11 protein-coding genes are annotated in these 12,541 nt (G+C 67.1%); 8 read left to right on the forward strand and 3 right to left on the reverse strand.

Translation table 11 applies throughout. The features are described 5' to 3' along the window. Positions 1–238: 238 nt before the first annotated feature. A complete protein-coding gene (locus ACHMWQ_RS09945) occupies positions 239–931 on the forward strand; it encodes a L,D-transpeptidase (protein WP_396307344.1) in 693 nt (230 codons plus the stop codon). A gap of 57 nt (positions 932–988) precedes the next feature. Here ACHMWQ_RS09945 and ACHMWQ_RS09950 read toward each other — a convergent pair whose 3' ends face one another. The 3 genes from ACHMWQ_RS09950 to ACHMWQ_RS09960 all read right to left on the reverse strand — a co-directional run bounded on the left by ACHMWQ_RS09950 (position 989) and on the right by ACHMWQ_RS09960 (position 3,745). Further along, positions 989–1,591: a hypothetical protein gene (locus tag ACHMWQ_RS09950; RefSeq protein WP_354552729.1), complete on the reverse strand. Its 603-nt coding sequence runs from the start codon at positions 1,589–1,591 to the stop codon at positions 989–991. 105 nt (positions 1,592–1,696) lie between these two features. Further along, positions 1,697–2,734: a bifunctional riboflavin kinase/FAD synthetase gene (locus ACHMWQ_RS09955; protein WP_396307345.1), complete on the reverse strand. Its 1,038-nt coding sequence runs from the start codon at positions 2,732–2,734 to the stop codon at positions 1,697–1,699. Positions 2,735–2,872: 138 nt separating this feature from the next. Further along, complete coding sequence (locus ACHMWQ_RS09960) at positions 2,873–3,745, reverse strand: TIGR01459 family HAD-type hydrolase (RefSeq protein WP_396307346.1); 873 nt, start codon at positions 3,743–3,745, stop codon at positions 2,873–2,875. A 583-nt stretch (positions 3,746–4,328) separates the two neighbouring features. On the opposite strand from ACHMWQ_RS09960, the gene ACHMWQ_RS09965 reads away from it, so the two are divergent. From ACHMWQ_RS09965 to ACHMWQ_RS09995, 7 genes are all read left to right on the forward strand, one after another. Then, complete coding sequence (locus tag ACHMWQ_RS09965) at positions 4,329–6,008, forward strand: hypothetical protein (protein WP_396307347.1); 1,680 nt, start codon at positions 4,329–4,331, stop codon at positions 6,006–6,008. A 10-nt stretch (positions 6,009–6,018) separates the two neighbouring features. Continuing rightward, positions 6,019–7,785, forward strand: a complete 1,767-nt coding sequence (locus tag ACHMWQ_RS09970) for a hypothetical protein (protein ID WP_396307348.1) — start codon at positions 6,019–6,021, stop codon at positions 7,783–7,785. A gap of 116 nt (positions 7,786–7,901) precedes the next feature. Beyond that, a complete protein-coding gene (locus tag ACHMWQ_RS09975) occupies positions 7,902–9,332 on the forward strand; it encodes a sigma 54-interacting transcriptional regulator (RefSeq protein WP_396307349.1) in 1,431 nt (476 codons plus the stop codon). Between the two features lie 123 nt (positions 9,333–9,455). Then, complete coding sequence (locus tag ACHMWQ_RS09980; RefSeq protein WP_396307350.1) at positions 9,456–10,040, forward strand: hypothetical protein; 585 nt, start codon at positions 9,456–9,458, stop codon at positions 10,038–10,040. Between the two features lie 113 nt (positions 10,041–10,153). After that, positions 10,154–10,768: a CDP-alcohol phosphatidyltransferase family protein gene (locus ACHMWQ_RS09985; protein ID WP_396307351.1), complete on the forward strand. Its 615-nt coding sequence runs from the start codon at positions 10,154–10,156 to the stop codon at positions 10,766–10,768. Next, positions 10,768–11,745 carry a phosphatidate cytidylyltransferase gene (locus ACHMWQ_RS09990; RefSeq protein ID WP_396307352.1) on the forward strand — a complete coding sequence of 326 codons (978 nt, stop codon included), beginning with the start codon at positions 10,768–10,770 and terminating at the stop codon, positions 11,743–11,745. The genes ACHMWQ_RS09985 and ACHMWQ_RS09990 overlap by 1 nt, the downstream gene beginning before the upstream one ends. Positions 11,746–11,754: 9 nt before the next feature. Continuing rightward, the gene (locus ACHMWQ_RS09995) at positions 11,755–12,396 is read left to right on the forward strand and encodes a lysophospholipid acyltransferase family protein (RefSeq protein WP_354552744.1); all 642 of its coding nucleotides are present in this window, start codon (positions 11,755–11,757) and stop codon (positions 12,394–12,396) included. Positions 12,397–12,541: the final 145 nt, after the last annotated feature.

Consider the following 12,541-nt stretch of genomic DNA (forward strand, 5'->3'; position numbering starts at 1 on the left):
TCTTTTGTTCCCTGCTTCTACGACTGTCCGAGGCGCGAGGGCAAGGGCCGTTCTGGCAACGAAAACGCGTCTGGGTTGTTAATGCCCCGTTAGCCTTCCGTTCACCATCCCGCTTGACCGTCCGACCGCTTCACCTTTCCTTTGCCTGCTTTATCTACCGTCCGGAGCAGGACCGGCCGCGAGGCCGGAAACGATCGATCCGTCAGCCTACCCCCGAGCCATTCCATTCGAGGCGACCATGCGTAGTCCGTTGCAAAGAACCGTCCTCGCCGGCCTCGCCCTGCTGGGGCTGGCCGCAATCCCCGATTCAGTTCAGGCCTATGACCGCTACAGTCCGCGTCCGCCGGTGATGTATCCGGAGGAGGGGCAGGCCTGGTGGATGGAGCGGCCGACCTATGGCGCGCCCCGCCGTTCGCGCGGGGCGACCGAGACGGTCGGCCTGATGCCGCGTTCGGAACGGCCGACTGCTCGCAAGTCGCGCCAGTTCGATCCGGCCTTCCTGCCGGCCATCGTCGAATATGACGGGTCGGAGCGGCCGGGGACCATCGTGATCGACACTGAGTCGCGTTATCTCTACCTCATTGAGGATGACGGCACGGCGCGGCGCTATGGCGTCGGCGTCGGCAAGCCCGGTTTCGAATGGGCCGGCGCTCATACCATCACGCGCAAGGCGGAATGGCCGAGTTGGACGCCGCCGGCCGAGATGCGCGCCCGCAGGCCCGGCCTGCCGGTGCGCATGGAAGGCGGGCTCGACAATCCGCTCGGCTCGCGCGCCCTCTATCTCGGCTCGTCGCTCTATCGCATCCATGGCTCGAACGAGCCCTGGTCGATCGGCAAGGCGGTATCGTCGGGCTGCATCCGCATGCGCAACGAGGATGTCGAGGATCTCTACGAGCGGGTTGGCGTCGGCACGCGGGTCGTCGTCCGCTAGAGCCAGGCATGAAAAAGGGGGCCTCGGCCCCCTTTGTATGTCGCGCGTGCGTCTGGCCTAGAAGGGCCAGAGCTTGGTGACGTCGAACTTCTTCTTCGTCTTCTCGGGCTCGGTCATCGGCGCGTTCGGGTCGGCGGCGCGATAGGCGACGGGCGGCTCGGTCAGGTACTTGCGCTTCGGCGTGCCATCGGCATTGACCGAGCCGGACTTGCCGGCGTGCAGGTCATTCCAGGCCTTCTTGCCCTCGGCCTTGCGGGCCTCGGAATATTCCGCGTCACGGCGGCTGAAGCTGGTCTCGCCCGGCGCGAGGCGCAGATTGGGCGCGCCTTCGCTGTTCGGGGCGACGGCGTCGTTCTCGCGCTTCTTGCGGCGGGCGACGTCCTGATCCTTCGGCCAGTTGGGATCGTCGACGGCCGCGACCGTCTGTCCCGGCGGGGGGAGGGACTTGGACGGCGGAACGACGATGCCGCCGCGCGGCTTGTAGTCGATCGGCGGCTTGTCGTCGCTGCCGAGGCTGGCGATGCTCATGACGTCCGTCAGCGTTTGCGTCTCGGGCGATACGCCTGTGCCGTAGGTCGTGCCGGAGCAGCCCGCGAGGGCGGCCAGTACGAGGGCTCCCGCGGGGAGAACCAGATAACGCTGAACAGTCGAAGCGGGCATGTCGATCGGTCACTCCTGGGCGCGCTCGAATCGGCACACCTTAGCCTGTGCCGTTGTTAAACGCAGAAAAGCAGGCAAAATTCCGGCACGGTCTTGCGCGCCCTTTTATCGGATCGAGCCTGCCGGGGCAACAAGCGGCGGCGGCGCGATCGTGGCGAGCCGCTGATCCAGCGCCGTTCCGGGCCCCGCAGTGGCGAGAACGCGGCGCGCATTCAGTGAATCCCGGTCCATCTCCTCGATCAGCGCTTCGATGCTGTCGAAGCGCGCCTCCGGGCGCAGAAAGGCGTGGAAGGTGACGATGACGCTCTCGTCGTAGAGTTGGTCGTTGAAATCGAACACATGCACTTCCAGCAGCACCGCGCCATTGTCGAAGGTCGGCCGGCGGCCATAGCTCGCCACCGCCTCGTGCACGCTGCCGTCGGCGCGGGTGAGGGTCACGGCATAGATGCCCAGCGCCAAGCCGCAATCGGAAGGAAGCCGCACATTCGCCGTGGGGTAGCCGAGCTCGCGGCCGCGCTTGTCGCCATGCTGCACCGTGCCGGTGACGAACCAGCGATAGCCGAGTTCGACATTGGCCGCCTCGATCGATCCCTGTTCGAGGCAGCGGCGCACCCGGCTCGAGGAGAAGGCCTCGCCATGTTCGTCGATCACCGCGCCAAGCACCGACAGGGTGAAGCCGCGGCGCACGCCCGCATGCGCCAGGAAGGCGGGCGAACCCTGCCGGTCATGGCCGAAATGAAAATCGTGGCCGATGATGGCGGCCGAAATGCCGAGCTGCCGCACCAGGACGGCGTCGACGAAATCGGTGGCGGTGGTCTTTGCGAATTCCGGGTCGAAATTGACGACGACGATGCCGTCCAGTCCGAATGCGGCCGCGATTCGTGCCTTCGCTTCGACCGGGGTCAGGCGAAAGAGCGGCACTTCGGGCCGAAAGACGCTGCGCGGATGCGGCTCGAAGGTCAGCAGCAGGGCGGGGGTGCTATGGGCGTCCGCCTCGCTGCGCGCGGCTTCGAGCAGCGCCTGGTGGCCGCGATGCATGCCGTCGAAATTGCCGATGGCGATGGCGCCGCGCCGATATTCCGTGGGAAGGGCATCCAGCGGGAAGATCCGGGCGGGCGGCAGGGGCGCGTTGGCGCTCGTCATGATGGCTCCAGTTGAGCCGGCCGGTGGGGCGAGGGCGGCTGCGGCCGGAAATTGGCCTCTCGCTCGAACAGGGTCAAGCCGCGACTTTCTGCGCAGTGAGCGGCGAGGGCGCCGGCAGGCGCGGCGCCCATCGCCCGATTACCAGGTGAGGTGCGGGACGAAGGCCCGGGCGCCGAGATCCTTTTCGGCGAGGAAGCGGTGGACGGCCGCGGCTTCCGGGGCCTCCGTCGGGCCGAAGCTGGCCGAATGGATGCCGCCGGTGACGAACAGCACGTCGAGATTCTGGTCGCAGGCGCCGCGCAGGTCGGTCGGCGCGCCATCGCCGATCGCGATGACCGTGTCCCGGGCGATCGGGCCACCGCGGATCGCCTCGGCCTTCTTCAAGGCTGCCTCGTAGATCGGCGCATTGGGCTTGCCGGCGACGTAGCTGGTGCCGCCGATCGCCTTGTAGCGCTCGGCGAGCGAACCGGCGCACCACACGAAGCGGTCGCCACGCTCGACAACAATGTCCGGATTGGCGCAGATCATCGGCAGGCCGCGCCGGTGCCAGGCTGCCAGGCGCTCGGCGTAGTCGTCGGGCGTCTCGACGGTGTCGTCGAAGAGGCCGGTGCAGGAGATGAGGTCCGCGTCGCCCTCGCCGACGAACTGCAGGTCGAGGCCTTCATAGAGCGTCTTCTCGCGCTCGCTGCCGACATGGAACGTCTTGGCGGATCCGCGCTCCAGCAGGAGGGCGCGGGTGACGTCGCCGGAAGTGACGATGGCGTCATAGCAATCCGGGCTGACGCCCAGCGTCCCCATCTGCTCGACGATGAAATGGCTGGTGCGCGGCGCATTGGTGATCAGCACGACGATGCCGCCTTGCGCGCGATAGCGCGCGAGCGCGTCGCAGGCGGGCGCAAACGACCGCACACCATTGTGGATGACACCCCAGACGTCGCAGAGGACGGCACGATACTGGGCGGCGAGCTCCGACAGGCCGGAGACAGCGATGGGCGAGGTCGTATTGGTCATAAGCGGGGCGTATTGCTTCCGCTCGCAAGGGTCAAGCTCGCGCCTGCCGGATTGAGCGGGCGGCGCATGAATTTGGTGCCGATCGGCGGTCCGCGGCGGCAGTTCGCAGGGGCAATGGGCGCGCCCCATCTGTGGCCGGTGTGTCGCTAGTATTGTTTCAAACGTCGATTTGCGCCATCCGGCCTTGATCTCGACAAGAAAAAGCGGTGGGGTTGCGTAACGTCAATTCCGCCCAAACATGGGGAATTTTCGTTTTCTCCGTTCGGCGCGCACCAGGTCCATGTTACCCAGTCGGGTGAGCTATCGGTTGTGCCGGCACAGTTCTTTGCCTTTTTCCCCCTCCAATTGTTCCAGGGGAACAAAGCTGTGCTTGGGCGCTCGGAGCGGCGCAAGATGACCGGCCTCGGGCGGCCGGGCGGTATTGTCCTGTCGTACCGACAGGAGCAACGTCAACTTGTGCAGGAGATAGGGAAGGGTCGTGAATTACATGCCGCCCGACTCAGGGTCTGCATTCCACCTCGATGAGGTTGACGCGGACCAGGCCCGTGCTGCTCTGCAAAAGATCCTGAAGAGCGCCGAGTTCGTGGCCTCGCCCCAGCTCTGCGCCTTTCTCACCTACATCGTCGAAGCCCGCCTCGCCGGCAACGAGCACACGCTGAAGGGCCAGACCATCGGCACCGTGGTGCTCGGCCGGCCGGAAGGCTACGACTCCCAGCGCGACCCGATCGTGCGCGTCGAGGCCAACCGGCTGCGCCGGACACTGGCGTCCTATTATGAGCGTAGCGGCGCCGACGACCCGGTCCGCATCGTCGTCGAGCGCGGCTCCTATGTGCCGCGCTTCGAGCGCCTGCCGCCGCTGCCGTCACCCCTGCCGGACGCCGCGGCGATGCCGCAGCCGCCTCCCGCGTTCCCCAATCCGCCGCCCGAACCGGCATCGCGCGGGCCGGGGATCAACGCAATTGTCATCGGCGCCATCCTGGCGGCGATTGCCATCGCGCTCTTCGGCACCTTCGTTTTATTGCAGCAGCGCATGGCGGATACGCAGCCCGCCCATCGCACCGCCACAGCTCCTACCCGGATCGCGTCCCGTTCAGCGGTGGCACCGCCGGCGACCAGCCCCTATTTGCCCAGCATCGAGGTCATGCCGTTCTCCGCGCCGGCCGGGGGGGAAATCGCGGACCGCAGCGAGGAGTTGGTCTCCGGCCTCACCGTGGCGCTCGCCCGCTTCCCCGAACTGCGCGTCCTCTCCGATCGCGGGCAGGCGGCGGATTTCCGCCTGGAAGGCGAGATTTTGGTTTCCGACCGGAAGAGCACCGTCGCGATGCGGCTGCTTTCGACGGGAACCGCCGAGGTGCTGTGGAGCGCCTCGATCGACATGCCCCTTTCCGAGCTGATGTCGCGCCAGGGCATCGACCGTCTGCTGGCCGCGGCGACGACGGCCATCGCGCCGCAATTCGGCGCCATCGCCCAGTTCGTGGCGCGCAGTGATGACGGGCCGGCTGGCGAATTGAGCGGCTATGATTGCCTGATCGAGGCCCAGTTGCAGAAGCACCGGCTCGATGGCGAGGCGTGGAGCCGGTTCGACACCTGTCTGGCCCAACTGATCGAGCGCTATCCCAATTTCGCCAATGCGCGGGCGTCGCGGGCGCTTTTGCTGATGGAGAATTTCCGGCTCAATCCCGATGCGGCCGCAGCGCGGGAGGCGCTGAAGGAGGCCGACGAACTGGCACGCCAGGCGTTGCAGCTCGAGCCCGCCAACGTTCGCGCCATGACGGCGGTCGCGACAGTCGCCTTCGCCAAGGGCGACCTCGAGGCCGCGCGCACCGTCGGCCTCCGTGCCATTTCTTCCAATCCGCACGATCCGCTGTCGCGGCTGCAATATGTGCTGGCGCTCATCGCCTCGGATTATCCTGACCAGGCCCTGCAACAAGCGGCAGCGGCGCGACTGCTCGATCCCGCACACGTTTCCTTCTACGATTCGCTGGAGTTTCTGGCGCGGCTTGGCAAGCCGATGCATACCGAGCCGATGTCCGGCGCCGTCATGGCGGATGTGTCGCTGCTTCCCTACGGTGCGATCGCGCGCATTTTGGCCTATGATGCCGCCGGTCAGATCGATGCACGGGACGCCGCCGTGCAGGTGCTCTATGAATTGATGCCTCTCTTTGCGACCGACATGCCAACCGCGCTCAGCCGACAGTTTCCGCCTTCGCCCTTTACTCGCCGCCTCCAGGACGCACTGCATGAAGCCGGCGTCGGCACCTGATGGTAGCAACATGACCGAACAGGATTCCCGGGTCGGGCCAACCGGTGCCGATATTGAACCGGACGAAATCAGGGCGGCCCTTGCCGACATCCAGGCCTGCGCCTCGTTCGTCGCCTCGCGACAGCTGAGCGCCTTCCTCAGCTACGTCGTCGAGAAGGCGCTCGCGGGAGAGGCGGATCGCATCAAGGCCTATTCGATCGCGACCGAAGCGCTCGGTCGGCCGGAAACGTTCGATCCCGCCTCGGACCCGATCGTCCGGGTCGAGGCCGGACGGCTGCGCAAGGCGCTCGACGCCTACTATCTTGCCGAGGGCGCCGACGCCCAGCTTCGGATCACCGTTCCGCGCGGCAGCTACGTGCCGCGCTTCGAACGCATCGCCGAGGATGCCCGGCAGGCCGAACCTCCAGAGGTCGCAGAAGCCGCGCCCTTGGAAGACGAGGCGCTGACGGCTCCACCTGCGCCGTTGCCGGTCGCAGGGCAATCCTGGAGCTTTCGTCTTTCCGCAGCGCTGCTGGTCGGGGCAGTGCTCCTGGCCTTCGGGATGTCCGGCGGATCGCGCCTGCTTGCGGATCTGGGCAGGGCCCAGGCGAGCATTGCCGACGCGGCCGGTGACCCTCTGGCAGTCGGCGCGCGGCTTCCTGCCACCAAGCCCCAAGCGCCGCGGATCTTCGTCGCCCCCTTCGCCGTCACGGACGAGACGTCGCTCGGCGTCTCCGGCAGCCAGTTTTCGGTGATGCTGGCCACCGCCATGTCGCGTTTCGACGAGGTCACGGTTGTCACGCGCATGGATGGCGACGCCGATTACCAGGTGAGCGGCCGGCTGTCGTCCGGCGTGTCCGGCATCTCCGTTTCGACCATGCTGACGAACCGCTCCACGGGCCGTGTGATCTGGTCGTCGCAAATGACCCTGCCGCGCAATCCGATCCGCCCTTCCGCGACCATCAACGAATTGACGGGCGCGATCGCCACCGCCATCGCCCAGCCCTATGGCGTGGTCCTGTCCGATCGGCTGACCCGCAGCGATCTTCCCGATGACGGCTTTCCCTGCGTGATCCGCTCGTTCAACTTCTGGCAAAGCTACACGCCGAAGTCGCATGCCGACGTGAAGGCCTGCCTGGAGGAACTGACGCACCGCTTCCCGGCCTATGCGCTTTCCTACGCGCAGCTGAGCCTGCTCTATCTCTCCGAAGGCGCTGTGGCGGCGGACCCCAAGCTTCACGCGGATGCCATCGACCGCGCCGTGAAGGCGTCCGCCCTGGCGGTGCAGCTGGCGCCGACCAGTGCGCGGGCGATGCAGGCGCTGCAGTTCACCTATTATTCCACCGGCCAGATCCAGCGCGCCATCGAGGCCGGCAACCGCGCCATGCTGCTCAATCCGCTCGATACCGACATCCGCGCCTCGCAGGGCCAGGTGCTGATCGTCGCCGGCCGCTACCAGCTCGGCCAGCGGCTGATCGAGGAGGCGGCGAGCAGTAACACCGCTTACCCGCCCTGGTACGATCTCTATTTAGCGCTGGCGGCCTTCCAGGGCGGCAAGACCGAGACGCTGCGCAAGCTGATGGGGCGCGTCGACCTGCCGGATCATCCCCTCGCGGCTCTCCTGGAGATCATCGCGGCCAGCAATTCCGATGCCCGCGACGCGGCCGCCGCCCGCATGCGCGCCCGCTACCCGGCCATGGCGGCCGACCCGGCGGCGGTGCTGAACCGCGTGCTGCCGAACCCGGAACTGGTGGACAAGCTGGTCGCCGCCGCCCGTCAGGCCGGGCTTCAAAGCTGAAATCGCCTGTCGTTTCACGCGATTGGCGGATGTTTCGGAACGTTTTGTTTACCCTGTTCTGAGAAGGTTGGTCCGTCGCGGAAAATGTTTCGCGGCGGAAGAGGGGTCTTCCAGGCATGGGTTTCGTTGGCGGCTCGCAAGAGCTCGTTCAGGTTCTGATCGTGGATGCCGATCCGGTGCAGCGGCGCACCGTTTCCGCGCATCTGGCGTCCGAGGCGGGGCTGCGTTTTTCGACGGTTGCTTTCGCGACCAAGGCCGAGGCGATCGAACGCCTCGTCAGTCATCCGCATTCGATCGTCGTGGCCGATCTCGAAACCGTCGGCGGGGTCGACCAGCTCGGCAGCTTCGCCGCCAATGATTCCTCCGTCATCGCGATGAGCGCGCGCGGCTCGGTGCATGCCGCCGTCGCCGCCATGCGCGCCGGCGCGATCGATTTCCTGCCCAAGCCGTTCGGCGCGGCGGCGCTGCTCGACCGCTTGGACGCGGCGATCGCGCAATGGTCGACCACCAGGCCGCTGGAGACCCGGGCTCCCGAAGCCGCGCGGCCGAAGCCGGCCACGGCCGGCATTGCGCGCGAGGATTTCGAAGGCTTCATCGGCCGTTCCGCCGCGATGATGATTGTCTACGACCAGATCAGCCGGATCGCGCCGTCGCGCGCGCCGGTCTTCGTCACCGGCGAAAGCGGCACCGGCAAGGAGCTCTGCGCCGAGGCGATCCACACTCGCTCGGGGCGGGGCGACAAGCCATTCATCGCCATCAACTGCAGCGCGATCCCCAAGGACCTGATGGAGAGCGAGATCTTCGGCCATGTCCGGGGCGCCTTCACCGGCGCGACCGAGACGCGGCTTGGCGCCGCCGAGCTCGCCGATGGCGGCACGCTGTTCCTCGACGAGATCGGCGAGATGGATCTCGGCCTGCAGGCGAAGCTGCTGCGCTTCATCCAGAGCGGCACCGTCCAGCGCGTCGGCGACGTCGCGACGCGCCGGGTCGACGTCCGCATCGTCTGCGCCACCCATCGCGATCCCTTTGTCGAGATCGCCGCCGGGCGTTTCCGCGAGGATCTCTTCTACCGTCTGCACGTCCTACCGATCCAGCTTCCCGCCCTGCGGGAACGGCCCGAGGACATCCTGCCGCTCGCCTCGGCGTTCCTCTCCCGCTATGCGGCCGAGGAATCGCGCGGCTTTCGCGGCTTCGATCCCGAGGCTGCGGCCATGCTGATGCGCCATCCCTGGCCCGGCAATGTCCGCGAATTGCAGAATGCGATCCGCCGCATGGTGGTGCTGCACCAGGGCAGCGAGGTCACGCTGGCCATGCTGCCGCCGACGATCCGCCGGGGCGCCACGGCGGCGTCGGGCGAGTTCGCCGGCGTAGAAACCCGCGCCGCGCCTGGGGTTGTGGCCCCGTTCTGGGAGCAGGAGCGCTCGATCATCGAGTGCGCGGTCGAGGCGCATGGCGGCAATATCGCCCGCGCGGCGGCGGCGCTCGAGATCAGTCCTTCGACGATTTATCGCAAGCGCCAGGCCTGGCTGGAGCGCCGGACCGCATAAGCCGTTGCGGCGCTGAATTAATCCTCCTTTGTGGAGGCCCTTGCGCAGGACGCGGCGGAACGGCATGTTCGCGCGAAATGGGGCTGTACGGGCGCTTGCCGCGCCTGAGACGAGGGGAAAGACATGAAGGACTGGGCATCCCGGGCTTCCGGGATTGCAGTGGCGGGCGCTTTGCTTTTCGCTGTGTCGGGCGTCGCAGGCGCCGGTGAAGTTGCCGACAAGGCCGGAGAAGCGGAAACCCTGCTCCAGGCCGGCAAGACCGCCGAGGCCCAGGCCGCGCTGGATGGCGCCGTCGACGCGTTCTGGAAGAATGCGCCGCTCACGCTGAAGAACGCCCGCTTCGTCGACGAAGCCAAGGGCTTTGGCGACTACGTCCCGCATGACGGCAATCGTTTCGGCGCGTCCAGCCCGATCCAGATCTATGTGGAGCCGCAGGGCTTCGGCTGGGCCGAGGTCGCGGACGGCTACAAGATCGCCCTCTCGTCCGAGATCGAGATCCGCAACGCCAGCGGCCAGATCCTGACCAAGTCGTCGGCCCCGGCGGTGTTCGAGAAGATCAGCCGCAACCGCAATCGCGAGTTCCAGATCACCGTCGGCGTCCAGCTGCCGGCCCTGAAGGCGGGCGACTACGTGCTGGTCCTGACCGTGACCGATGCCGCGACCGGCCGCTCCGCGCCCGTCGAACTGCCGTTCTCGATCACCGGCTGAGCCGCCGGTCCAGGCCTGTGACAGCTATCATAGCCCAGCCGGCCCGGCCGGGCGCAGGATGGCGGAACGCTGGACGGGTGTCCTCCGACTTCTCCTGCTTTGCGACGCGCTGAATGACCTCTGTCTATGATCTGAAGCCGCGCTTTCAGGCGCTGCTGCGCCCGCTGACGCGCGGGCTTGTCGCCCGGGGCGTGACGGCCAACCAGGTGACGATCGCCGCGATGCTCGCCAGCGTCGCCACGGCGATCGCCCTGTGGGGGCTTGCCGGCGACCGCGCCAGCCTGCTGCTCCTGCCGTTGCTCCTGTTCGTGCGGATGGCGCTCAACGCCATAGACGGCATGATCGCCCGCGAGCATGACCAGAAGAGCCAGCTCGGCGCCATCCTGAACGAGGTCGGCGACGTCGTGTCGGACTCGGCGCTCTATCTGGCGTTGGTGCCGGCGCTGGCGCCCTATGGCGCGCATGCCTTCCCGATCGTCCTCTTCGTCATCGCGGCGATCCTGACCGAATTCGTCGGCGTGCTGGTCCAGTCGCTCGGCGCCGGCCGCCGCTATGACGGGCCGATGGGCAAATCGGACCGCGCCGCGGTGGTGGGCCTGGCAGCCTTCCTGATCGCGATCGGAGTCCCGGCGGGCTGGTGGCTGGACGGCATCATGCTGCTCCTCGCCTTCCTCGCCATCTGGACCTGCTTCAACCGCGCCCGCCACGCGCTGCGGGCGGAGGCCTGATGTCGGATATCGCTTTCCTGTTCGTTCTGTTCGGCTTGCCGGCGCAGATCGTCATCACGCTGGTGCTGGTCGTTCTCGGCCTGCTCGCGGCGACCCTGCTGGTGTGGATGCGCGCCGCTCCGCCGGCGGAGGACGAAAAGGCCAATGAAAAGCGGCGGGAGTTGAAAGCCCGAATCGGCAGCTGGTGGGCGATGGTCACGCTGCTGGTCGTCGCGCTGGCGCTGGGCCGTACGGCGATGATCGTGCTGCTGGCCTTCGTGAGCTATCTCGCGCTGAAGGAATATCTGACGATCATCCCGACCCGGAAGGCCGACCGCGTCGTGCTGCTGGTCGCCTATCTCGCCGTCCCGGTCCAGTACTACTGGGTCGGGATCGGCTGGTACGGCATGTTCGTCATCTTCATCCCCGTCTACATGTTCCTGATCCTGCCGGCCGCCATGGTGCTGCGCGGCGAGACGCAGGGCTTCCTCAAGGCGGCGGGCACGCTGCATTGGGGACTGATGACCTCGGTCTTCGCCGTCAGCCACGCCGCCTATCTGCTCGCCGTTCCGCCGCCCGATGCGCCGCTCGGCATGGGGGCGGGGCTGCTGGTCTTCCTGCTGATCGCGACCGAGTTCAACGATGTCGCCCAGTTCGTCTCCGGCAAGCTGATCGGCCGGCGCAAGATCACGCCGCGGGTCTCGCCCAACAAGACGATCGGCGGCTTTCTCGGCGGACTGGTGGCGACGATCCTGCTCTCCGCCGCGCTGGCGCCGATCCTGACGCCGATCGGCGCCTGGCAGGCGGCCGTCATCGGCGGATTGCTGGCCACCGCCGGCTTCTTCGGCGACATCGTCATGTCGGCGGTGAAGCGCGACCTCGGTATCAAGGACACCGGCACCATGCTGCCGGGCCATGGCGGCATCCTCGATCGCATCGACAGCCTGGTCTTCACCGCGCCGATCTTCTTCCACGCCGTCCGCTACTTCTATTTTTGAGCATCCCCGATGACCGCCCGCGACATTCTGCGACTGCTGTTTTTCGCGCTTCTGGTGCGGCCGTTCCTTCTGGTGGCGATCGGCCTTTCCGTGCGCCATCGCGAGCGGCTCCCCAAGGATGGGCCGGTGATCATCGCCGCCAATCACAACAGCCATCTCGACACGCTGGCGCTGATGTCGCTCTTCCCGCTCCGGAAGCTGCGCCGGGTGCGGGCCGTGGCGGCGGCGGATTATTTTTTGAAGAACCGGCTGCTCAAATGGTTCGCCGTCGACCTGATCGGCATCCTGCCGATCGAGCGCAGCAGCGGCCGGGGCGGCGCGGATCCGCTGGCCGATGCGCTGGCCGCGCTCGACGCCGGCGATATCCTGATCTTCTTCCCCGAGGGGTCGCGCGGCGAGCCGGAAATGCGCCAGGCCTTCAAGCGCGGCGTCGCCCACATTGCCCGCCGTCGCCCTCACGTTCCGGTGCTGCCGGTGTTCCTGCGCGGCTTCGGCAAGGTGCTGCCGAAGGGCGTTCATCTTCCTGTCCCATTCTTCTGCGATGTGGTGATCGGCCATCCGATGACGGGCGCCGGCGAGGGCTTCGTCCAGCGCCTGGAGATGGCCGTCGATACGCTCGGCAGCGAGACGCCCAGCTCCGAATGGGCCTGAGTTCGGCATCGTCCGATCGGTCATCGCCCAAAAAAGTGAGACCGGCCTCGAGACCGTCTCCTTGACAATCTGCCCCCCGCCGCCTAGATCCGTGCTGCCTGCTAGCACTCCCCATCGGTGAGTGCTAGCAACCCACATTAGCGGG

Source organism: Kaistia sp. UC242_56 (genome assembly GCF_044452255.1).
In the GTDB taxonomy this organism is placed as follows: Bacteria; Pseudomonadota; Alphaproteobacteria; order Rhizobiales; family Kaistiaceae; genus Kaistia; species Kaistia defluvii_A.